This window comes from Chromohalobacter canadensis (assembly GCF_029544075.1).
GTDB lineage: Bacteria > Pseudomonadota > Gammaproteobacteria > Pseudomonadales > Halomonadaceae > Chromohalobacter > Chromohalobacter canadensis_A.
The window spans coordinates 478,194-501,238 of the sequence record NZ_JAJQJH010000002.1 but is presented as its reverse complement, the minus strand read 5'-3'; the positions used below and the strand labels follow the sequence as shown (position 1 = coordinate 501,238).

General features: G+C 59.6%; 19 protein-coding genes, 1 pseudogene and 1 CRISPR repeat array. Of the genes and pseudogenes, 8 read left to right on the top strand and 12 right to left on the bottom strand.

Annotation, left to right across the window (positions count from 1 at the left end):
- Positions 1-49: 49 nt before the first annotated feature.
- Positions 50-2,600: a CRISPR direct-repeat array (repeat unit 28 nt; unit sequence TTTCTGAGCTGCCTGGGCGGCAGCTGAC).
- A gap of 129 nt (positions 2,601-2,729) precedes the next feature.
- The 6 genes from cas6f to cas1f all read right to left on the bottom strand — a co-directional run bounded on the left by cas6f (position 2,730) and on the right by cas1f (position 11,385).
- Positions 2,730-3,299 carry a type I-F CRISPR-associated endoribonuclease Cas6/Csy4 gene (gene cas6f / locus LUN51_RS06010; RefSeq protein ID WP_277810535.1) on the bottom strand — a complete coding sequence of 190 codons (570 nt, stop codon included), beginning with the start codon at positions 3,297-3,299 and terminating at the stop codon, positions 2,730-2,732.
- A gap of 3 nt (positions 3,300-3,302) precedes the next feature.
- Complete coding sequence (gene csy3, locus LUN51_RS06005) at positions 3,303-4,334, bottom strand: type I-F CRISPR-associated protein Csy3 (RefSeq protein WP_277810534.1); 1,032 nt, start codon at positions 4,332-4,334, stop codon at positions 3,303-3,305.
- 17 nt (positions 4,335-4,351) lie between these two features.
- Positions 4,352-5,311 (bottom strand): type I-F CRISPR-associated protein Csy2, encoded by a 960-nt coding sequence (gene csy2 / locus LUN51_RS06000; RefSeq protein WP_277810533.1) that lies wholly within the window; start codon positions 5,309-5,311, stop codon positions 4,352-4,354.
- Positions 5,304-6,665 (bottom strand): type I-F CRISPR-associated protein Csy1, encoded by a 1,362-nt coding sequence (gene csy1, locus LUN51_RS05995; RefSeq protein ID WP_277810532.1) that lies wholly within the window; start codon positions 6,663-6,665, stop codon positions 5,304-5,306. Before csy1 ends, csy2 begins: the two co-directional genes overlap by 8 nt.
- A gap of 410 nt (positions 6,666-7,075) precedes the next feature.
- On the bottom strand, positions 7,076-10,414 hold the full coding sequence (gene cas3f / locus LUN51_RS05990) for a type I-F CRISPR-associated helicase Cas3f (protein WP_277810531.1): 3,339 nt from the start codon (positions 10,412-10,414) through the stop codon (positions 7,076-7,078).
- On the bottom strand, positions 10,411-11,385 hold the full coding sequence (gene cas1f / locus LUN51_RS05985) for a type I-F CRISPR-associated endonuclease Cas1f (protein WP_277810530.1): 975 nt from the start codon (positions 11,383-11,385) through the stop codon (positions 10,411-10,413). The genes cas3f and cas1f overlap by 4 nt, the downstream gene beginning before the upstream one ends.
- Before the next feature lie 149 nt (positions 11,386-11,534).
- Between cas1f and LUN51_RS05980 the strand changes: the two genes are divergently transcribed.
- The 4 genes from LUN51_RS05980 (at position 11,535) to LUN51_RS05965 (ending at position 13,686) form a co-directional block, all read left to right on the top strand.
- Entirely contained in the window at positions 11,535-12,401 is an 867-nt protein-coding gene (locus tag LUN51_RS05980; RefSeq protein WP_277810529.1) for a WYL domain-containing protein, read from the top strand.
- 225 nt (positions 12,402-12,626) lie between these two features.
- Positions 12,627-12,824 (top strand): hypothetical protein, encoded by a 198-nt coding sequence (locus LUN51_RS05975; protein ID WP_178998341.1) that lies wholly within the window; start codon positions 12,627-12,629, stop codon positions 12,822-12,824.
- The gene (locus LUN51_RS05970) at positions 12,796-13,365 is read left to right on the top strand and encodes a DUF2335 domain-containing protein (protein ID WP_277810528.1); all 570 of its coding nucleotides are present in this window, start codon (positions 12,796-12,798) and stop codon (positions 13,363-13,365) included. Before LUN51_RS05975 ends, LUN51_RS05970 begins: the two co-directional genes overlap by 29 nt.
- 165 nt (positions 13,366-13,530) lie before the next feature.
- Positions 13,531-13,686: a hypothetical protein gene (locus LUN51_RS05965; protein WP_179702992.1), complete on the top strand. Its 156-nt coding sequence runs from the start codon at positions 13,531-13,533 to the stop codon at positions 13,684-13,686.
- 48 nt (positions 13,687-13,734) lie between these two features.
- On the opposite strand, the gene LUN51_RS05960 is transcribed toward LUN51_RS05965, so the two are convergent.
- The 3 genes and pseudogenes from LUN51_RS05960 to LUN51_RS05950 all read right to left on the bottom strand — a co-directional run bounded on the left by LUN51_RS05960 (position 13,735) and on the right by LUN51_RS05950 (position 16,552).
- Positions 13,735-14,016: a HigA family addiction module antitoxin gene (locus tag LUN51_RS05960; RefSeq protein ID WP_040240739.1), complete on the bottom strand. Its 282-nt coding sequence runs from the start codon at positions 14,014-14,016 to the stop codon at positions 13,735-13,737.
- Between the two features lie 11 nt (positions 14,017-14,027).
- Positions 14,028-14,306, bottom strand: a complete 279-nt coding sequence (locus LUN51_RS05955) for a type II toxin-antitoxin system RelE/ParE family toxin (protein WP_040240736.1) — start codon at positions 14,304-14,306, stop codon at positions 14,028-14,030.
- Between the two features lie 183 nt (positions 14,307-14,489).
- A pseudogene (locus tag LUN51_RS05950) lies at positions 14,490-16,552 on the bottom strand (choline transporter).
- 386 nt (positions 16,553-16,938) lie between these two features.
- On the opposite strand from LUN51_RS05950, the gene LUN51_RS05945 reads away from it, so the two are divergent.
- Genes LUN51_RS05945 through LUN51_RS05930 form a run of 4 tightly spaced genes read left to right on the top strand, consistent with a single transcriptional unit; the run spans position 16,939 to position 19,739 of the window.
- Positions 16,939-17,079: a hypothetical protein gene (locus tag LUN51_RS05945; protein WP_175575924.1), complete on the top strand. Its 141-nt coding sequence runs from the start codon at positions 16,939-16,941 to the stop codon at positions 17,077-17,079.
- A complete protein-coding gene (locus tag LUN51_RS05940) occupies positions 17,076-17,825 on the top strand; it encodes a metal ABC transporter ATP-binding protein (RefSeq protein ID WP_277810527.1) in 750 nt (249 codons plus the stop codon). Before LUN51_RS05945 ends, LUN51_RS05940 begins: the two co-directional genes overlap by 4 nt.
- Positions 17,810-18,724 (top strand): metal ABC transporter permease, encoded by a 915-nt coding sequence (locus LUN51_RS05935; RefSeq protein WP_277810526.1) that lies wholly within the window; start codon positions 17,810-17,812, stop codon positions 18,722-18,724. The genes LUN51_RS05940 and LUN51_RS05935 overlap by 16 nt, the downstream gene beginning before the upstream one ends.
- A 37-nt stretch (positions 18,725-18,761) precedes the next feature.
- Complete coding sequence (locus tag LUN51_RS05930; RefSeq protein WP_277810525.1) at positions 18,762-19,739, top strand: metal ABC transporter substrate-binding protein; 978 nt, start codon at positions 18,762-18,764, stop codon at positions 19,737-19,739.
- A gap of 97 nt (positions 19,740-19,836) precedes the next feature.
- Here the strand turns inward: LUN51_RS05930 and LUN51_RS05925 are convergent, their stop codons facing one another.
- From LUN51_RS05925 to aldA, 3 genes are read right to left on the bottom strand one after another with little or no spacing between them, the layout of a single operon-like run.
- Complete coding sequence (locus tag LUN51_RS05925) at positions 19,837-20,028, bottom strand: hypothetical protein (RefSeq protein WP_224113981.1); 192 nt, start codon at positions 20,026-20,028, stop codon at positions 19,837-19,839.
- Between the two features lie 5 nt (positions 20,029-20,033).
- On the bottom strand, positions 20,034-21,566 hold the full coding sequence (locus LUN51_RS05920) for a purine-cytosine permease family protein (protein ID WP_277810524.1): 1,533 nt from the start codon (positions 21,564-21,566) through the stop codon (positions 20,034-20,036).
- 35 nt (positions 21,567-21,601) lie between these two features.
- Entirely contained in the window at positions 21,602-23,041 is a 1,440-nt protein-coding gene (gene aldA, locus LUN51_RS05915) for an aldehyde dehydrogenase (RefSeq protein WP_277810523.1), read from the bottom strand.
- Positions 23,042-23,045 lie beyond the last annotated feature (4 nt).

The window sequence follows — 23,045 nt, the reverse complement described above, 5'->3', positions numbered from 1 at the left end:
CCTGGGCGGCAGCTGACTGCTCGACGACGACGCACTCGCGGGTCGGGATTTTCTGAGCTGCCTGGGCGGCAGCTGACGTGCCCCCGGCAATGTACGTGCTGGGCTCGATTTTCTGAGCTGCCTGGGCGGCAGCTGACGCAGGCCAGGGCGATAACCAAGCTCGCGACGATTTCTGAGCTGCCTGGGCGGCAGCTGACATCCTGGCGACACCGTACTGAGCCCGTTCGGCTTTCTGAGCTGCCTGGGCGGCAGCTGACTTGATATGGAGCTGCCCGCCTGGGTGGCATAATTTCTGAGCTGCCTGGGCGGCAGCTGACGGGTGCTTTACGTATGCAGGCTCCGCGCTCAATTTCTGAGCTGCCTGGGCGGCAGCTGACGAGCGCGTGCAGCTCGACCAGCGCCCGGATGCTTTCTGAGCTGCCTGGGCGGCAGCTGACTCGGCTTGGTCGACGCTACACTTATACGACACTTTCTGAGCTGCCTGGGCGGCAGCTGACTAGCATCCACACCGCACCATCGACCGGAGTCTTTTCTGAGCTGCCTGGGCGGCAGCTGACCCGCCCGATATTCGTGTCGCGCTGCTGTTGCTTTTCTGAGCTGCCTGGGCGGCAGCTGACGCCGGGTTCGAGCCTGAGCGTGCCAAGCAACTTTTCTGAGCTGCCTGGGCGGCAGCTGACGAATGCATGCCTTTCCGTACGCTTTGGTATATTTTCTGAGCTGCCTGGGCGGCAGCTGACGCCTATCTCGACCGACTGATCCTGACGCTGATTTTCTGAGCTGCCTGGGCGGCAGCTGACGGCTCTTTCAAGCTGGCTTGGAGCGACAACCCTTTCTGAGCTGCCTGGGCGGCAGCTGACGACAACAATTGGCACGTGGTGCGCGGCGACAATTTCTGAGCTGCCTGGGCGGCAGCTGACGAGACCCTCATCGCCGACCCCGCGACGGACAATTTCTGAGCTGCCTGGGCGGCAGCTGACAAGGGTGCCGTCGGTCACGCCTCGATCTCTATTTTCTGAGCTGCCTGGGCGGCAGCTGACGAGACCCTCATCGCCGACCCGGCGACCGACCATTTCTGAGCTGCCTGGGCGGCAGCTGACATGCCGCGCCATGCATCACGCATCACGCTCGATTTCTGAGCTGCCTGGGCGGCAGCTGACACGCTGAACTCGACGACCCACACCCAGGGGTTTTTCTGAGCTGCCTGGGCGGCAGCTGACCGCTCGTACGACATGAAGCTGCGCATCATCGATTTCTGAGCTGCCTGGGCGGCAGCTGACAGATCATCGACGACTGGAAGGCCTGCCCATACCTTTCTGAGCTGCCTGGGCGGCAGCTGACATCGGCTACAACCGCGCCTGCCACCTGGTCGATTTCTGAGCTGCCTGGGCGGCAGCTGACTGCTCGACGACGACGCACTCGCGGGTCGGGATTTTCTGAGCTGCCTGGGCGGCAGCTGACAGTCTGCCAGGGTATTAACCTGACCTGTCCACGTTTCTGAGCTGCCTGGGCGGCAGCTGACAGCTCGGCCAGGAGTTGCTTGAACCCGTCGAGTTTCTGAGCTGCCTGGGCGGCAGCTGACACGCAAGCGCAACCATTAGCGTCACGGTGTCCTTTCTGAGCTGCCTGGGCGGCAGCTGACGATCTGACGGGCGTACCCACCTACGACTATGATTTCTGAGCTGCCTGGGCGGCAGCTGACCTGGTCATCCGCAATAACATCGAAGTCTTCATTTTCTGAGCTGCCTGGGCGGCAGCTGACCCAGCAAGAAACCTCGGGTGGTGCAGTTCAGCTTTCTGAGCTGCCTGGGCGGCAGCTGACTACTCCGAGTGGTCAACGGGGGCTTATGCCACTTTCTGAGCTGCCTGGGCGGCAGCTGACGAGCTGGTCGAAGAATCAAGCCACAAGGTGTTTTTCTGAGCTGCCTGGGCGGCAGCTGACGCGCCCAAATACTTCACCGGGTTCCGCGATGATTTCTGAGCTGCCTGGGCGGCAGCTGACCGGCAGCGAGCCAGCGGGGGAGCGAGCCAGCGTTTCTGAGCTGCCTGGGCGGCAGCTGACACGTTTGACGAAACGGCATCCGGGGCTCTCAATTTCTGAGCTGCCTGGGCGGCAGCTGACATGCAGCGCCTCGGCCAGTGTCCGAAAGTGTTTTTCTGAGCTGCCTGGGCGGCAGCTGACGAGTTAGGGACATCCTACTTTCGGGGGTCATGTTTCTGAGCTGCCTGGGCGGCAGCTGACCACCGGGGACTGAGTGAAGGTCTCGTTCGTCTTTTCTGAGCTGCCTGGGCGGCAGCTGACTCTGCAAGCGCCCAGTGATGACCCTGGCGTATTTTCTGAGCTGCCTGGGCGGCAGCTGACTTGGTACGTCACTAGATCCGCTCCCAGCGAAATTTCTGAGCTGCCTGGGCGGCAGCTGACGAGCATAACGGTAACTACCATGCCCAGCGTAAGTTTCTGAGCTGCCTGGGCGGCAGCTGACAAAGAAGCCCACCACTAGGGACAACTGGTGGCTTTCTGAGCTGCCTGGGCGGCAGCTGACGAGTCCAGGCCCACAGCGGTGTCGAGGTAGCTTTTCTGAGCTGCCTGGGCGGCAGCTGACTAGAGCTTATCACGGCTAAATATCTGATTGTTAAAGAGCATTCACCTAAAGAAAGCGCCACACCCTTTTCCAGGAGGTGGCGCTAGGATTTTGATTTAAAAGGGTTCTATAGAACTTTCCCAAAAAGGGTCAAAACCACGGCACTGTCGCTTCACGACTCAGCCCATAGTGATTGAAGCGTCCTGCTACCGGGGTTTCTTGGGGTTCGCCATGCTCGATAAACAACGCAAAGCGTTGGCCGCTAGAGCGACTGTTCACTTGCACGAACGGCAATGAGATCTTGCGCTCAGCAGGTGCCGACATGCATTGGCGCGCTTCTTCTTCGCTGATGTCGTGCCGGCGTGCGTAACGCTTGACCCGGCTAGGCCCGCCCGTATTGAACTGGCGGCGTACCACACGACGATGACTCACTTCCGCCGGAACCGGTGCAATGTCCGCCAACTCGACATGATCACGCATCCCTGCCAGCCACGGGAGCGCCATGAGCTGTTCCAGGCGATTGTGTCGAGCGTGGAGCCGAAGCCGATCCCCCGGCGTGCGCGCACGCACGCCGGTTTTGTGGTCGGGCAGGCTCACGCCGATATCATCGGCCTGCAGATCAAACAGTGCCCGATGAAGCTTGCTGTAAAGTGCGTTCATCAGCATTGCCGCCGGAAATTCCGGGTCCGGTCGCAGCCGAATGTCGAGATAATGATCCATGGCTTACCCCGCTTCGCCGAAGACACCACCGCGAATCAAGGTCGCCATCACGAAGTGCTGCTGCTCCGTATTCGGCACTTGATCTTTGAGCATCCAGTTATCCAGCAGCGAGTAGAAGTCCACCTTCTGCTTGGGCTGGCGATAGGCGCTGCCCTGAGTGGTCACGGAGCCATAAGGCTCGACGGCGATGGGACCAAGGTCGCTGCCATCTTCCGGCGTTGGGTACCAGGTATCGATGGTGCGAATGGCATTGCCCAGCTTCTGGGAGTGAATGCCGGCCACGCCACCTACTTGATAAAGCGTCTTGCTCTTGTCACCGCGTCCACGCTCCAGAATCAGCTCTTGCGAAGGGAAGACCTCTTGCCCATTACCGACATGCGCAAACGCGATCACCTCAAGAATCAGATGGCGTTTACCCGCCAAGGCGTCGGCAATATCTTGCGCCAACTCCGAGGTCTGCGTATCGCTGTCGAAGCCGCGTAATGACAAACTCAATGCATCGAAGGTCCACTCTTGCGCGACCTTGCCATGCTCCATGCGCCGAATACGAACCTCGACTTGTTCGGCGCCGACCCGGTTACGCCACATGAAACGCCCATTCGCCAAATTGTGAGCATAACGCCGGGCCAGTTCGTCAAACCCTTGCGTCTGCACATACTCGGTAACGGCCTGTTGCAACTTGGCTTGATAGTCGGCGTTATTGCATGCCGATGGCGTACCAGCGCCTCCCAGTACACGTAGTGTGAAACGCGCCATCAATGTATCGGTATCATGCGGCAAGGTAGCGACATCGACGGTCTGGAGGTTGGGGTTCTCGATTGCAGCATCGAGCTTCGCTGGGTCCTGCTCCTTGGCCTTGAGGCGGTTGGAGATCGTACCGCGTACCGACTTTTCACGAACCGTGACTGGCTGCCAGTCGTCCAGCGCGTCGCGCTGGGACCATTGCCCGGCGTACAACAGCGCATCGGAGGGATCGAGCTTGCGCTCGAAAGCGAGAACGGAGGCGGTTTTCAAAGCGTCGTCTTTCTTAGCCATTATTGGGCTCCTTGTCATTAAGCGCTATGTGCACGCTGGGCATAGTCGTTGTTAAGGCGATAAAGGCCGGCATCGAGATCGTTATCGACGTACCAAAGCAAGTCTTCGGGACACGTCAAACGGTGAGGACTAATCCATTGACCGATGGAATAAATGCTTTCCACGAAGCGAAACGGGAGCTGCGTATCTCGCGCATTCGCCACGCTACCCGGCTCGAACTGCTCCGATATGGCGCCATAACCGACCGGAATCGGCACCAACCAGCCCGGATAAGAGCGCCGTACTTCCCAACGCACCTGCTCACTCTCGGAATCGACATGGCATTCGTGGTTGAGGCGCGAAAGATCGAGCCAGGCATCCAGCGCTGTCGCGTTTTCGTCTTTGGCTTGAAGCGTCTCGGTGTGTTCAGCCAGACGGTCATCGCGTAACACCAAGGCAAACCCTGGCAACCAACGGCGCTTCAAACGCTTGAACTGTTTTTCACGTTCACTCGAGTCGTCATCCAGCGCGATCCACACCGGGCGTTGCCGGTCAGGAGAAACACGAGAATTGGGCATCACACTGCCACCCGCGATGCGCATCCCGGCCACGATATCTCCCGCCTGTTGTGCAATATGCTGGCGCTGTTCGTCCGAGGCTTTGGCATCGATAGCGAATATCAGGGTGATATCCAGGTGCATGCGCCCTTCTTCGACAATCGACGCCGTACCACCGGTTTTATCGACAGGGTTACGGGTAAGATGAAAGGCGCGGGTATAACCGCCCTCGGTCGCTTGCGCCTCAACGTCATGACACACCACCCCGACACGCTCCAACGATACGTTGATATCCGCTGCGGCGAGCTTGCGTTCCAACGCTTGCATCATGCCCACAAAAGCACTCATGGCCGGAAAGCCCCACGTCATCGGGCTCGAAATCGCATTCGCGTTTTGTACGCGGAGACGCGGAAGTATCAATAAATTTGCAATCTCATGCATCCTCTAGCCCCTTAAGCCAATCACTTAACTCCTTTTCTAGAGATGTCACCCAGCGACGATCACGGTCCAATTGACGTTGGTAGGAAGCATTCTGACGAAGCTCTTGCTTCCAGTGATGGAATTCAACATCTCCCACAGGAAGCCTGTGACCTAATGCAGCATTTAACCAATTAGCAAACCTGTTAATAATTTCGTTAGGCCAATCGGTATTTTTGCGGCCTTCATGGAAATGGCTGTCATCTTGAGCACGCCCCGGATCCAGCCAAAAGGCCTCCGAATCAGGTAGCAAACACTGTTCGCGCGCACTCCAACCTGGTTCAATTTCTTGAATCCTGGCAGCAAACAACACCATTTCGTCAATTAGTGAGGAATTAATCCAATCTATTTTGGAACGGGTATGAAGGTTGGGCGAGGGGTCACTATTAAGAAACCAAGAGAGATGGCTTAAAAGGCGCCTTACACTCCCTAAACGTTCAAATCGCTCAAAGATAGATATCACACCATAAGGTGGTGAGGTTTCACGCTTCTCCCACTGTGGTGGCAAAGAAGCTAGCAAGTAGTTATTACCACCTCGCTCACTATTCAGTTGCGAGATATTCTGCGGCTTGGTACCACCCATCTTTTGTGTGGCGATATCGGGGTAAGCATGAACTTCTTGCTCGCTAAGCCGCTCCTCGCGCTTAGCCTTGCGTGCTTCTTTGGCCACGTCACTGAAGCGATCATGATTGATCGTCTGGAATACGTGATGCGCCAGCGAGGTTGCATAGAGCGGCGCCAGCAGGTGGAAGTCGTCATTATCGACCGCATCTTCACCCGTCAGCCAATACATTTGCTTGGCAAGGGTATGAGAAGCGTGCTCACCGCGAGGCTCGGTAATGCCAGAAAAGGCCTTCATCCAAGCTTGTGACTGCTCTGCATTATCGCTCAAGGCACGCGCTAGCTCGGCGTCTTCCTCAAGCACCCGCTCTAGCAATGATTTGCCTTCGTACTCGAGCTTCAAGAATTTATAAACATCAAGAGCGGCGGCATTACCCACAACATCGCCATCGAAGTCCGTTGGCAACACATGACTTCCCACCGCTTTATGCGTAGCAAGAGACTCAGGAGGTACATATAGATTAGAGCCCTTGGCATCAGGGTGGATGGGTTTGAGGGAGTGGGTCACGACTTGTAGTTGACTGACACGTCGTGCGGCGTCATTGAGCCAGTTTCCACGCTGGAATTGTTCAACCAACGCTTGATACTTGAGGTCATCGGGAGCCAGTTTTTCCGCTTTGGCATCGAAGCGCTCATTCAGGAAAAGATCTATTAAATTTCGTATGTTTGATAATCCATTACTATAACTATCAGGCACGGGCCAAGCCCCTTTGCATGAGAGTGGAATTCGTGCAAAATGAGCCCTGAGGGTTAAACCCTCAGGGCTTTAGCAGGCTAAAACCTGCTACTCTGCTCTTCTAACGATGTGGTAGCTAACCACACTAGAATCCTCCTTTCTCTTCCACTTCTGGGAGAGATCAGTCATACGAATAGTGCCTTTTACCCGTGAGTGTTGCCCCACTCACGGGATTACTTTAGTGTGTGTAAAAAGGCGCTGTCAAGCAATAATTCAAAGCCGATTGCTGACGCACCTAAAAGTGTAATGGATAAAAAGCAATGCCCTACTGCTCCTACCTACCGTACAGGTAGCTTAGAAGATTACCCTATTGGGTGCTCAAGCAACGTATGCTGCCGTAAAGGCAGCCAGGGCTGGCCTCAAGCCAGCCCTCACTTCTTCACAAACCCCAGCACGGGGTGATAGCACCATCCATGCGTGCTTTCGGGTACGCTGACGATGCCGAATGTCCGTGCAGCTCGATCAAGCGAGATATCCAGGTCCTCGGCGAGGTCGGCAAGCGTCGTCAGATAGTCGTCGGCTCCCCAGGGTTGAATCCGGTCGCCTTGCTTCGCCGCCAGGTCGATTCGCGTCAGCAGGCTCTCTTCCACTTCCACGTAGAGCGTTTCGCCACGCTTGGTGCCATCTTCCACGCGGTGCAGTGTCCAGGTTTCACCGCCTTCGTCGGGTAACAACGCGAGTGCCACATCTGTCTGCGTTTGCTGACGAAATGGCTGACGCTGGATCAATACGCCGGTCAAATGCATGTGCGGCACGACATACCAGCTATAAGCCCCTAGTGGTGGTAATGGCGGTGTTTTGCCCAACCTGAGCTCTTTCTTGGTTAATGGTGCGGCGCGCTGCTCGATCATCTGCGTTGTCAGCCGCTGATGTTCCAGGTCCACCAGACTGTCACGAGGTTGCAGTTCCTCACGCGATAGCACACGCGGGCGAGCATCAATGACCTGGTACTCATCCGGCGTGAGCAACGCGTTCAACGAGTGATTATTGAGCCGCCAAGACTCGTCGGTCTCGAACCCCGGGCGCTGGAAGGCGAGGCGCCCAGAATCTTCCAGGTGTTTGAGGTTGGTCTCCAGGAGTTGGATATTCGGCGTGTCGCAACGCTTGTCGCGATGACGCCAGACACGCCCGGCAAGCTGAATGATCGAGCGCATGGAGGAGGGCTCGACAATCGCCCAGTCGTAATCGTGATCGCGACCGACTTCGGTTACCGGCGAGCCTAGAACGATAAACAAATGATCGGCTTCGTCACTGCCATCAAGGAGACGCCGAATGTCGGCCTGCTCGAACACTCGATCCGGTTCGGCACGTTGCAGCGTTTGGTCCAGGCGTCGCTCGATCGCCGAGCGCATGACGAGCGGATGGCGGGAATGATAGACACACAGGTGAATCCGCTGGTCATCGAGGGCGCCCAGTTGAAACAGTTCGGTGGCGACATCCACCAGTGGGTCGATATTGGCCATGCGTATCAGGCCAAAGCTCACGCGCTTGCCCGTTACCGGGTCGCAAGAATGGTGACGCTCGTGTAGTTGAGCAGCTTGGTCACGTAGCAATGCGGCCAGGCCAGCGCGAATTTCTTCCGGCCGTTTCCCCAGAGGCGGCATGGGGATGAGCTCCCCCCGCCGCCGCACAGGGCTATCGGCCAAGCGCTTGAGCCGACGTTCGGCAAAGGCGGCATGCGCGGCGCTGAACGCGTCACCATCGGCACAGTCATGATGCTGACGGTCATTTTCGTCGAACCACGCGCAACAAATATCCACCGGCAAACCAGGCTCGCCGCGATGGCGCTGGTACGCTTCGCGCCCACTGCGGTAGGCATCGTACAAACCCCGCACCAGGGCAGGGGGCAAGGTGGCCGATGACAACAACACGCGCGAGCCGAGCAATCCAGCCCAATGCACTAATCGCGTCAATGCGGGTAGATCGTTGATATCGAAGTCGTCGATTTCATCGAGCACCAGATCACTGCTCATCAGACGCAACATGGGGACGATTTGCTGGCCCCCTCGCGTGCTTTCGGTCGCCGGCACCAAATGATCCACGGTGCATACCAGAATGGGGGCGGCCACCAGCGAACGCGTCCCTGGTTCTTCTCCCAGCCGTTTGAGCAGCGGGTGACTCTCGAAGTTACCCTCGAACACGACGTGGGCATCTTCATCGATCAGCCCCTGTCGAGAAGCAGAACCGCTGGCCTCGGCTTCACGCTCGTAGTGATCGAAAAGGGCTTTATTGGCACTGCCGCCGACGCGCACCGCGAGTTCGTCCTCTCCCAGGTGGAGGCGTTCACGCAAGGCTTGGCCGGTTTGCAGCGTGAGCGTGCGCAGCCCCAGCGCGATACTAAAGCGTGCACCCTGCTCCGGGTCGGCCAGCGCATACATGATACGCCCATTGGCCAGTGTCTTTCCGCAGCCCGTGGATGCCATGTTGATACCGAAAAAACCTTGGCGCTGGCTGCGCTCACGCAGCGACTGGGCAAGATCGAACGCCTTGTCCTGCCAGCGGAAACGCGCATGGTTACTACGTTTGCGGAAGCCTTTATGTCGTGCCAGGCGTGGCAGATGGCTATCCATACTGGGGAGCGCCCGCGCCACCACGGCCGCATGCTTCTCGACACCCAGAATGTGTTCATCCAGCAATTGATTGGGTTGCCCCGTCTTGCGCACGGTATTAGCGACCAGCGGATACTGCGGCTCACCGAGCACACGGTGCCTTGGGTCTTCGAGGCTTGAGTAGTGATGATCGGCAAGCATCAGGCACAGGCGGGAGAGATGCATGACATAAGGGCTATCGAGCCAATTCGTGTCATCGGATAATCGCGCCAGTAGCCGTTTCGCCTGCTTGGCAGCCCGCTCCCGCCAACGACGTGTGTCCACCGGTAGGCCATGCTTGAATTGCCAATAAGGCGTGATGCGTGCCGGCTCTTGCGTCGAGGGAATTTCATTCCATTGCGCGTCGATGAGCCCTAGCAGATCATCCAACTGCTCCATTTGGAGCGTGACATTGCGGCTCCCCCGGGTCGACGGGTCCGACGTGTCGTCGGGAGGCTTGAGAGGTAAACGATGATGGCTAATGACTAACCAGCCAAGCGCCGCCGCTAACGGCGGCAAGCGGCGGAATATGGCGGAAGGCTCGGCATCGAGCCCATCGCGCTCCAATGCCTTTAGCCAGTCTTGCGTCTGATAGCGGCCTTCGGCGAGCCGCGTTAACCAGGTCGCGTCATCGTCATTACCGACAAAGACTTGGAAAAGCCGCAACGACACCCACTCATGGCGGTACAGGTTGCGCCCTTCCAATTTCCCTTGCAGACGTTGCTGGAACGCTACGGTCGCTTTACCCAAATCGTGCAAAAGCGCCGCCATGGACGCCAGCAACAGTATATCTTCGCCACTGTGCCAGTCGTTTTCGTCTTCGCGGCGCAGAATATCGCGCGACGTCGTATTGGTCGGCACTGCCCCTTGTAGATTGAAGCGCTTGGCATCGCCCACTACCCACACCAGTTCACTATGGTCATGGCCACGAATCCAGTGGCACGCCACGGCGGTATTCTTGCGCGCCGTCTTGCGTAGCAATTTCCTTAGTGTGTCGAGCCCTTCGAGCGTAATCGGGGTTTGCCAGGTACGCTCTCCACGGCGTTCGGCGAACTGATCAAGAATGCGCCGCGTTTCCTTGAGCGCGTTCTTATTGCACTGGGAAACCAGCAGCACATTCATGTGTCAGGCCCTCCGAGGTCGAGGGCCACGGCTTTGAGCGTATCGATCATGAAGTCGAGGGATTCGGTACGCGTCAGCCGCTCAATGCAGGCCTGGCGAAACTCTTGTTCCTCGTCACCTCGCATAGCGGACAAGAACGCTTGCGGGAGGATGATGGCGTCCTTGACCAGGTCCGCGACATCAAAGACCAAGCCACCCCGGCGGGTCTTGCCATGCAATACCGCCAGACCGTGGGGAATCCCCAATACCCAGGTCGCCGTTGCCGCCAGACCGTAGGCGAGGTAATTGCCATGATCGAGAAATCGATTCGCGGGATCGGTCCCACTGCCACGCTTGGCACGCGTGAACTGGCCATACGTCACCGCTTGAGCCGCTAGCTTGAACAACGTCTTGGTCAAACGAGCTTCGAGCGTCAGTAATTCCACGTTATCGGATGCACTGACAATCGCTTCTCGATGTTGTGCCAGTGCATCACTCAAATGCTGCGCTGATATGTCAAAACCCGCTTCCTTGAGCGGCCGACTTTGCCAGAGCGATTCAATGCGCGATAACCGCGCCATCTGAAACGCGCGAGCCGCGTCGAGGCGCTTATCATCATCGAACCAGAAGCGCACCCAATGCTGTAGATACTCCGTGGGCCGGTATTCGCTCTGCGGGGTCAACCAGGCGACATCCACGTCCACTTCATTAGCCGCGAACAGTGGCGTACCACCGCCACCGCAAAAGCCGACCAACACACCGGCCTTGGCCAATTCGCGCATCGCCGCCTGAGTAATCGAGGTGCCGGTCCCCAGCAGCAGCGATGTCGTATTGGCTATAGGGATGTTCCAGTAACGCGACTGCTTGCCCTCGTCGGTGACGTACTCAACACGGCCTCCATTGACCAGGACCCGGCAATGCTGGAGGTAATACAGGTTCGCACGCTTCGAGTGCAGGATCGTCTTTAGATCCGACGGTGACAAATCATCCATGGAACCTCCGGCATTGGGGGCGGCTACAACGGCTTACGCTCTGTTACCCTCATATAAGCAAAGTCGATTGAGCCCGACTACCCCATGGATAAAACACCAGGGGAATTTTCCGGCCGGTTTCGCAAGGGGAAGATCATGAGGGGTACGTCATGAAGGAGACGGCATCGTTCGCCTGGGATACCTGGGCGCGGTATCACGTGATCGAGCTGCTGGCGTACTGGGAGGGACGCGTCACGGCCTCCGCGCTGCGCGAGGCCTTTCAACTGGGCAAGGACCGGGCGCAGCAGGTGCTACGCATTTATCGCGAGGATGTCGCGGTGGATAACCTTGCCTACGATACTTCTCGCAAGGCCTGGATACCGACACCGCAGTTCACCCCATACTTCATTCGCGGCCATGTGGATGAGTATTTGCACCTGCTCGGCACGCACGATGCGTTGAATCCGCAGTTCGTGGGGCTTGGTCTGGGCGCGACCAATACGGAATCAGTGCCAATGCCGATTCGCGATGTCTCGCCCGAGGTCGTACGAGCCGTGGTCTCGGCGGCGCGTGAACGGCAGCGCCTAGAGGTCGTCTACGCGAGTTTTTCATCGCCACGCGGCGAGGACAGGGTCATCGCCCCGCATACGCTGGTCTATGCCGCGGGCCGCTGGCATGTCCGCGCGTATTGCGAGAAGAATGCGGCGTTTCGCGACTTCGTGTTATCGCGCTTTCGTGGTGTGCCTGAGGCCATTGGCGATGCCTTGCACGCCGCGGCCCAAGCGAACGATGCAGACTGGGAGAATCGCCTGACACTGGAGATCATCCCCGATCGGCGCCTCAGCCAAGCGGAACGCGAGCTCATCGCGCAGGACTACGCCATGGAGGAACACATGCTGGCGATCACCTGCCGCTGCGCGCTCGCCCAATACGTGCTGCGCGAATATGGGATCAACCATCGCCACGTGGAAGGCGATCCGCGTGCCCAGCAAATCGAACTCGGCAATCGCGAAGCCCTACGCCAGTGGCTTTATTGAGGCAAGCGACACCTGCGTTTGCGGGGCTTGGACGATAACGCCTGGCGCTTTGTGATTCGCACATTGATGACACGCATATGGCCAAGTCACGCGAAAATGGTCTCGCACTGTACGGTTTATTTTGCGCTATCTTTGACATAGGATTCTATCTTCCTAGCGCTGCAACGTCGGCAAGATAACGTGCTGAACGTATAGCGTTGGAAAACATTATTCAGGAGTAAGGTCATGAAACGTCGCGTAACGAGCAGCCGTACCCTGCGTGCAGCAGGCTCCGTGATGGATGTTTGGCCAGTCGAAAACTACGCCCAGTACATGCCCAAGGGCAGTGATCAAGAACGTATTGCCCAACATTGGACAACTGTTGGCAGTCACCTCCGTTCAGCCTTGAGCCAATATGCCTTCAACCACGCCACCAAACGGTGAGCAGCCTTCTCAACGCGACCTCTCCCTTCAAGACGGGCAACAGGTCGACGAGGAAACTCAAAAGGAGTTCGTCGGCCTTATTGAGCAGTTGCATCATGGACAGCTTTCCGAGGAAGAGCAGGTACGGTTAGGCGATCTGATCGTCAGTGCCCCCACACCCGAGCCACAAAACCAATCTGTCGCCATGATGCGGCAAGTGAGCTATCAAGGCCCTCTCCCGCCTCCAGAGCAACTGAATGCCTATGATGAGGAAACACGTCGCCTCATCGTAAATATGGCCGTCGACGAGCAGCACCATACGCACGACATGCGTAGCAAGGGTTTAGAGGGTGCTATCAAGAAAGATGAACGTGGCCAACGATACGGGTTAGCCGTTGCCATCGTCGGCCTCGTGGCAGCCACCGTGATCGCACCCTTCAGTTCTGTTGCTGCGGGCGTCATCGGAACGCTGGATCTCGTTGGCATGGTCGCGATATTCGTTGCTCCTCGCATTCTGGAAAAGCAACGCACAGGTAGCCAGCCACCAGAAGACGACGCCTAACGCACCCTACCCTGAATCCCACCGACTATTTTGCGCTTACGGTTCACCCCCGCGCCTGCGGGGAACGGATCCGCAAACCCTACCGGATCATGTTTCGAGACGGTTCATCCCTGCGCCTGCGGGGAACGGCTCATTGGAGGCATTGCCATCGCGCAGGACTACGCCATGGAAGAGCACATGCTGGCGATCACCTGCCGCTGCGCGCTCGCCCAATACGTGTTGCGCGAATACGGCATCAATCATCGCCACGTGGAAGGCGATCCCCGTGCCCAGCAAATCGAACTCGGCAATCGCGAAGCCCTACGCCAGTGGCTTTATTGATTCGGGAGACTTCCTATAAGCGTGAGCAAGCAGTCCTTCACCTCCCGATCACCCCGTCGCGTGCAGTGGTGTCACCTGGGCGCGAGGCAGCTGCGATGCTTGCCACAGTTCATACTTGAGCTGCATCTCCAGCCACATCTCTGCGCTGGTACCCAGGGCTTGCTCGAGGCGTAACGCCATATCCGCCGAGATGCCGGCGCTGCCATTGAGAATCCGAGATAGCGTAGCGCGCGTTACACCCAGTCGCTTGGCGGCCTCGGTAATAGAGAGATCGCCAATGTACTCGCGCAAGACGGCGCCAGGGTGCGCAGGATTATGCATACGCTTCATGCGACGACCTCCTAGTGGTAATCCTGATAATCAACCAAAATGGCGTCCTCACCCTCGAAAGTGAAGGTGAGGCGCCAGTTCCCGTTGACGATGATAGCCCAGTGCCCTTTCAGGCTTCGGGACAAGGGGTGCAGCCTCCAACCCGGCGCATTCATGTCATCAGGGCCTGTCGCGCTATCCAGCGCAGTTAGCTGTATTTGCAGCTTGGTTGCGTGCTTTGCCTGAATGCCAGCAGTGGAGCCGGTTTCAAAGAACTTGCGCAGACCTTTGTGTCGGAAGCTCTTGATCATTCGTATAGTGTATAGACTCGGTATACGAAAAACAAAGGATCGTACTCGGTAACCGCACGCCCAGACGATTCGCAGCCTTTGGTATTACTAGTCCCTCTCGCGCAAAAACCCCCGGCCGCATCGCGACCGGGGGCTCAAGCTTTTTAAGAGACCGGTCGCGCATAACGGCCGACCGAGCCCACCTTATGAAGGTGGCTGTTCCGGGCTGTCGGGCATGTTGATGTTGCCCGGCTCGATCCGGTTGAGGTGCAGGAACTGCATGTGCAGTTCGTACTGGTCGAGGATGTCGCCGATCACCTGATCGCGGGTGTAGCCCATCAGGTCGTAACCCTGGCTACCCTCGAGCAGATAAACCTCCAGCCGGTAGTAGCGCGAGTCGGCATGCGGGGCGTGCATCGCGAATCCAGGCGTCGAGAAGCCCTGACTCCAGATCTGGTAGGTGAAGTTCTGCTCGTCCTCGAAGTCGACGTTGAGCGACATGTAGTCGTCGCCATTCTGCACGCCTTCATTAATTTCGACGAATACGCCTTGCTCCTGCAACGAATCGCGTACGGCTTCCATGGCCGGCTTACAGGTTTCGTCCATGAAGCGCCGCGCCTGCTTCTTGCCAGGAAAGCTCATGGCGCGCCGGAGACGCTGCTGCCAGTTGCGGGTATCGCGTTCTCCACCGCCACCGGTACGCCCGGAAAGTTGGCCGGCCAGGCTCAGACGCCGGCTGTCTTCCTTGAAGGCCTCGAGCTTCAGTGCTTTGAGCAGTCCTGCCATCATGAAGAACAGCACGACCGAGAACGGCAAGCCGGTGATCACCACCGCACTCTGCAGCGTCGTTAGTCCCCCAGCGAGTATCAGCGACAGGGTCAGCACACCGATCACCGCCGACCACAGAATGCGCATCCAAATCGGCGCGTCGCTGTTGACGTTCTTGAGCTTCGAGGTGAAGTTCGAGAGTACCAGCGCCCCGGAGTCCCCGGAGGTAATAAAGAACACGATCGCCAGAATACTCACCGCCGCAGTAGTCAGGATTGGCAGCGGATACGATTCGAGGAACAAGTAGATCCCCGCAGGCGGATTGTTCATCACTTGCTCGCCGAACTCGCTGGCGCCGTTCATCGCCATGTCGATGGCACTGTTACCCAGCAACGACATCCACAGGAACATGAAGATGATCGGCAGCGTCATGGTACCGAGCACGAAGGTGCGGATGGTACGGCCACGCGAGATACGCGCCAGGAACAGCCCGACGAACGGACCCCAGGCAATCCACCAAGCCCAGAAGAACAGCGTCCAGCCGTTCAGCCAGCCGGTCGGCCGGTCGAAGGCATAGGTATTGAACGACAGGCTGACGAAGTTGGTCAGGTAGTCGCCGATGTTCATCACCAGCGCATTGAGCAGGAAGATCGTCTTGCCGGCGAACAGCACGAACAGCAGCAGCAATACCGCGAGCAGGATGTTGAACTCGGAAAGGCGGCGGATGCCACGCTCCACCCCGGTCACCGCGGAGATGGTCGCGAACAGCACGATGCCCAGTACCAGCACCACCTGGGTCCAGGTGCCTTTTGGGATGCCGAACATATAGTCCAGCCCGAAGTTGAGCTGGATGACCCCGATCCCAAGGCTAGCGGCAATGCCGAATACCGTCCCCATCACGGCAGCGGTATCGACTACGTGGCCGATCATGCCGTAGATCCGGTCGCCGAAGATCGGATAGAGCGCGCTACGGATGGTCAGCGGCAGGTTGTGCCGGTAGCTGAAGAAGGCTAGTGACATGCCTACCAGGGTGTAGATACCCCAGCCGGAAAGCCCCAGTGCAGGAAGGTCAGCTCCATCGCGTGGCGTGCCGCGGCGACTTGATCATCGGGCGCGTTTGGCGCGTTATAGAACTGCGTCAGCGGCTCGGCCAGCGCGAAGAAAATCACGCCGATGCCGATCCCCGCGGAGAACAGCATCGCCGACCACGAGAAGATATTGAAGTCGGGTCGTGAGTGTTCAGGCCCTAGGCGGATATTGCCATAGCGTGACAACCCCAGATAAATCACGAAGACCAGGTAGATCACCACCGTCAAGAAGTAGTACCAGCCGAAGGTATTGGAGATCCAGCCGAGGATGGCATTGATGACCGAGTTGGCCTGGTCGGTAGCGATCATCGCCCACAGCGAGAAGGCGACGATGCCAACCACCGAGCTGTAGAACACCGGCCCATTGAGGCGATCGCGTGACGGCGCCTCATTATTAGATTGTGTCGTCATAGGAATTCCTGATCTGATTCAGGCAAGGTTTGCGTTCACGGCAGCAGACGCACGACTCGGCACGCCGCTTTTACTAGCTTAGAAGCAATACGGAAAAGTGCCGTTTATTGAACAGGCGTATAAAGAAAACAATTCTTTATGCCTCAGTCAAGCCTTGTGCCGCACGCTGGACCATTGGTCATCCTGACATGGTAGCTCCGCAGTACTCAGTGACAGAGCCTTTCCATACTTCCCTCTCTCCTGCCGAAAACGCTATCCTATTGCGTTTTCGCGTCCTTGATCGGATGCTTTTCCAGCCTCGACGATCTCCCTGCCAATTAGTTGAGCTAAGCGCTTGGCAAGCGTTTTGTTATGTTATAACCTCCTCGGCATTCAAAGGAGTTGTTATGTCACATCGTCACCGCCCGGATGGGCCTTGTCACTTTTCACTGATGTCGATGGGCGCCGGGCGCCGCGTGCTTTTGGCACTGCTGCCGCTGGGCCTGTTGTGGTTGGCCGTGGCGTGGGCCATGGGAGTCTTTGCATGAGTCGCTTGAGCCTCGAGGCGCTGACCCTCGCCCAAGGCGGGCGCACGGTGCTGGAGAACGTCAACGGGACGTTCGAAGACGGCGCGATCACTGCGCTGGTCGGTGCCAATGGGGCCGGCAAGAGCACCTTGATCCAGGCGATCATGGGGTTGCTGTCGCCGCTTTCCGGCCATGTGCATTGCTCCATGCCCAAGGAGCGCCGCGCCTGGCTGCCGCAACAGCTTGCGCTGGATCTCACCTTTCCGATGAGCGTCGAGGAGTTGATGCTGACCGGGCGCTGGCCCACTCACGGCACCTTCAAACGCTACGGCCCGGACGACTACCGCCACATGCATGGGGTCATGCAGCGCCTGGGGCTGAGCGGCCTGGCGCACCGTCCGCTCGGCGAGCTTTCCGGCGGCCAGCGTCAGCGGGCGCTACTCGGCCGCACGCTGATGCAGGAGGCGGAACTGCTGCTGCTCGATGAGCCCTTCGCCAACGTCGATACGCACACCGTGGAGATTCTCTGCGACAGCTTGCGCGACGTCGCCAATGCCGGCGCCACGGTCATCGTCGTCTTGCATGACATGGAGCAGCTGGCACGCCTGGCGGATTGCGTACTGCTGCTGGCGGGTGGCCACGGCCAGTGGGTCGAGCCGGCTACACTGCTCGAGCGGCATCATGCGCCGGCGCGCCGCCACGCGCATCCCCAGGCGCCTTTTATTTCCCTGAACCTGCCGGACGTGCCGCCATGCTCGACCTATTGACCACGCTGGATGCGTGGCTCATCGCCCCGCTGACCGATTACGCCTTCATGCGCCGCGCGCTGGTCGGCGGCCTGGCGCTGTCGTTGGCAGCACCTCCCTTGGGCGTGTTCCTGATGCTGCGCGGCATGAGCCTGGTCGGCGATGCCATGGCCCATGCGGTACTGCCGGGCGTGGCACTGGGCTTCGTGCTGGCGGGCTTCTCGCTACCGGCGATGAGTCTCGGCGGCCTGGTGGCCGGCCTGTTGGTGGCCGGGCTGGCGGGCAGCGTGTCGCGTATGACCGGCCATCGCGAAGACTCGGCAATGGCTAGCTTCTATCTGATTTCTCTGGCGCTGGGGGTCATGCTGGTCTCGCTACGCGGGAGCAGTGTCGATCTCACCCATGTGCTGTTCGGCTCCATCCTCGCCATCGACGACACCGCGCTATGGCTGATCGCCTCGGTGGCCAGCGCTACGCTGCTGGTCATGGCACTGATCTTCCGCGTGCTGGTGGTCGAATGCCTCGATCCGCTTTTCCTGCGCGGCCAGGGGATTCGCGGCGGCCTGGTGCATGGCGTTTTTCTAGGGCTGATGGTGCTCAACCTCACCGCCGGTTTTCAGACGCTGGGCACGTTGATGGCGGTGGGCCTGATGATGCTGCCCGCCACCACTGCACGCTTCTGGTCGCAGCGGCTGGAGGGCTTGATCGGCTTGTCCATCCTCATCGCCATGGTCTCGAGCACCGGCGGCTTGCTGGTCTCGTACCACCTGGGCCTGCCCTCCGGCCCGTGCATCATCCTGGTCGCCGGCATTGCCTATCTCGCCTCGGCGCTGTGTGGTCGTCACGGCAGTCTGCTGGCACGCGTACGGCGTCGCGCCACGCCGTTGGAAACAGACGAGAAAACTTGCACGCCATCATGAGCCTGACCGGCCTTATCACCGACAAGAGGGAAACTGCATGTCCAAGTCTTTGACGTTACTGCTCGGCGCCGCCGTCCTGACGCTTTCCAGCGCAGCGCGTGCCGAGGCGCCGCTGAACGTCGTCGCCAGCTTCAGCATTCTCGGTGATATGGTCGAGAACATCGGCGGCGAGCATATCGACGTCACCACCCTGGTCGGCCCGGATGGCGATGCCCATGTCTTCTCCCCCAGCCCCACCGATGCACGCGCCGTGGGCGAGGCCGACCTATTCGTCGTCAACGGCCTGCATTTCGAAGGCTGGCTGGACCGCCTGGTGGAGGCCAGCGGTTATGCAGGGCCGGTCGTCATCGCCAGCCAGGGCATCGACGCCCTGAGCTTCGACGAAGAGCGCGAAGAACACGCGAACCACGACCACGACCACGACCACGACCACGACCACGACCACGACCACGACCACGATGATAGCCATGGTGCTGACCAAGAGCATGGCCCGGAAGACCCGCATGCCTGGCAGGACCTGCAAAACGGCAAGCGGTACGTGGAGAACATCCGTGACGCGCTCGTCGAGGCGGACCCCGCCCACGCCGATGACTATCGCCGCAACGCCGGGCAATACATCGAAGCCATCGACGCTCTGGATAACAAGGTTCAACAGCGGATCGGCGAGATTCCCGAGGCCAATCGCGTACTGATCACCAATCACGATGCCTTCGGCTATTTCGCCAATGCCTATGGGCTGGACGTGCTCTCCCCGGTAGGACTCTCCACCGCCGCAGAGCCCAGCGCCGCCGATATGGCCAAGCTGATCCGACAGATCCAGGAACGCGACGTCCAAGCGCTATTCCTGGAAAACATGACCAATCCAGCACTTCTCGAACAACTCGCGGACGAAACCGGCGTCGCCATCGGCGGCACGCTCTATGCGGGCGCCCTGTCCAGTGACGGCGAGGCCAGCACTTACCTCGGCATGTTCAAACACAACGTCGACAAGCTGACGCAAGCCCTCGACGACTGAGCCCCTCCGGAAACGACAAAGGGCGGTGCCAAGGCACCGCCCTTTTGCGTATTGCTTAAGGGTGGCAACCTTTCGAGACTGCCCCCTTTTCTGTCTTCTAACTAGCCTGACGATTAGCGGGTTTCTCACGCCCCATCCAAAATGGCGTGGCTAGAAACCAGACCACCGTTACGATTAGCAACGACCACTTCATGGCGACCTCCCCCATCACGCCGAAGAGGTAGAGCATCGGGAATAGCACCGTCAGGACCAGCATCGCGAGCGAGACGATTTGTAGTATCAGACGCATACGGATTACTCCACTTTCGATGAGGTGGTGGAAGTCGTTGCACTGGCGGTTGTCCCCAGCGCGCTGGCGTCATGGGGCGCCTGCCGTTTCTGGGCCAGGAAGCTCAGGGCGATGAAAAGCAGCGCGGCAATGAACCAGCCGGGAAGCGCGACGAAGAAGATTTCGATGTCGGCAAACTGCACCAGGCCCAGGCAGATCGCCAGCGTGATCAGCCAGGCGCCCAATACCGGCATGGTCAGCGTGTGCCCGGCCTGTTCGGCGTAGAAGCGGGTCAGACCGAGCTTCGGAAGTACCCAGTAATCGATGAATATCACCGCGCCGATCGGCATCAGCAGCAGGCCGTAGAGCGCCACGAAGCCCAGCAGCTGCATCGCCACCCCCGGGAACATCGCCACGAAGGTGGTCAACAGCCCGGTGCCGATCGTGACCCGGAAGCGCGAGACATGCGGCACGATGGCCTGAAAGGCCAGCCCGGCGCGATAGATGGTGGGGTTGGCGGTGGTCCAGCCGGCAATGATCACGCAGATCAACCCCGCCACGCCCAGCGCCTGGTCGGCCAGCGGGCCGGGCAGCGGGTTCGGAATGTTGCCGGCCCGGGCGGCACTGACGACTGCTGACTCCGATGTGAGCCCGGCCTGGTACATCTGGAAGGCGAACAGCATGGAAGCCGCCAGCCAGGCCATGAAGTGGCCCACGTACATGCCCGCGGCGGAGGCGATGCTGTACCAGCTCTTGCGGGCAAAGCGCAGCACCGACAGGTCGGCCATGCCGACATGCATTGCCATGTTGGCGAACCAGGCAAAGAAGATCACATGCCAGAGGGTGAAGTCCGGCTGCCCGGGCACGTGCACCCCGGTCCAGATCGCCGTCTCGGCCAGTGCCCACAGGTCGCCGGCGGAGCCGACCTCGGTGCCGGTGGCATCGATGAACCATTTCAGCGAGACGATACCGAAACCCAGGAAGATCAGAACCATCCACGGGGCGGCGATGTTGGCGAACCAGGAAACGAAGCGATAGCCGTAGGCCGCCACGATCGTGATAACCGCACCCACCACGAGCACGGCGAGCACCCAGCCGAGGCTGTTGGGCGCCAGGTCTGCCAGGGTGGGTAGCGGGAAGCCGAACCACACCCCCACCGCGGTTGCCGACACGGTGATCATCGCGCCGGCCAGAAAGCAGAACGCCAGACCGTTGGCCAGGTTGTAGAGGATCACGGTATGGCGGCCGGCGATCTTCTCGAGCTGGTAGTAGAGCGTCAGGCGCGCCCGGGTACCGATGGGAGCGGTGAGCAGCATCCAGCTCAGTACCGCAAGCGCGTTGCCGACGATAAGGCCGACGACAACATCGAAGGCCGACACGCCGGCGAGCACGAACAGCGGACCGATCATCAGTTCGGTACCGGCGGTATGCTCGCCGGCATACATGCCGATGAAGTTCTTGAAGCCGAGTCGTGATCGCTCGGGCACGGGTTGGCGTTCGTACTCGCCGCCGACGGCGGTCGGGTCGTTATCCGCGGTATCAGGGGTCATGTCGCTCATGGCGCATACCTCCATTGTTGTGATTGTCGTCAGGCTCAGGTCTCGAGATAGACCACATGGCTGCGGGTGTACTCGTAGAGGCCGTGCTTGCCGTCGGCGCCGCCGATCCCCGACTTGCGGGTGCCGGCGTGGAAGCCCTGCATCGCCTCGAAGTTCTCGCGGTTGACGTAGGTCTCGCCGTAGTCGATCTCGCGGCAGGCGTGCATGGCGCGGGCCAGGCTGCGGGTATAGACCGACGAGGTCAGACCGTAGTCGGAGTCGTTGGCCAGGGTGACCGCCTCGTCGAGATCGTCGACGATCTGGATCGGCAGCACCGGACCGAAGATCTCGCGGCGCATGATCTCCATGTCGCTGCGGCAGCCGCTGAGCACCGTGGGCTGGTAGTGAAAGCCGGCGCCCAGATCGGCGACCCGGCCGCCGGTCAGCAGTTCGGCGCCGTCCTGGGTGGCGCGTTCGACCATCGCGACGACCTTGTCCAGCCCCTCGCGGTTGATCAGCGGACCCATCTCGATATCCGGCTGGGCCAACGGGTCGCCGTAGGTGGTATCGGCCATGGCGCGGGCGATCTTGTCGGCGAACTCGTCGGCGACGCCGCGCTGCACGTAGACCCGCTCGGCGCAGTTGCAGACCTGGCCGGTGTTGATGATCCGCGAGGCGCGAATGGCCTTCACGGCCAGGTCGATGTCGGCATCGTCGAGGACGATGGCCGGGGCCTTGCCGCCCAGTTCGAGGTTGACCTTGGTGATGTTGTCGGCGGCGCTGCGCATGATCCGCGAACCGGTATCGACGCTGCCGGTGAAGCTGATCATGTCGACCAGCGGACTCGCCGTCAGCGCCTGGCCGGTGCTGGCGCCGTCACCGCTGACGACGTTGAACACCCCGGCGGGCAGGCCTACCTGGTCGAGCAGGCGGGTGAATTCGAAGCAGTTGTTGGGGGTCTCCTCGCTGGGCTTGATCACCACGGTATTGCCGGTGACCAGCGCCGGCGCCATCTTGCGGGCGATCAAAAAGAACGGGAAGTTCCATGGCAGGATGCCGGCGACCACGCCGAGCGGCTTGCGAAACAGGAAGATATTCTCGCCGGGGCGGTCGCTCTCGATGATCTCGCCTTCGATGCGCCGCGCCCACTCGGCCATGTAGTCGAGATAGTCGGCGGTGAAGTTGACCTCGACCTCGGCCAGCCCCGAGACCTTGCCCTGTTCCTCGGTGATCACTCGCGCCAGGGTCTTGGCCTCGCCGCGGATCCTGTCGGCAAGCAGACGCAGGTAGTTGGCGCGCTCCACGGCGGGCAGCCGCGCCCAGGCCGGCTGGGCGTCGTGGGCCGCGCTCAGCGCCCGCTCGACATCGGCCCCGGCGGATACCGGGACGCGCGAGAGGCGTTCGCCGTTGGCCGGGTTGCGCACCTCGAGGTAGTCGTTCGCCTCCACGAAGGCGCCGTTGATGTAGTTCCGGTAGGTCCTGTTATCACTGCTCATTTTG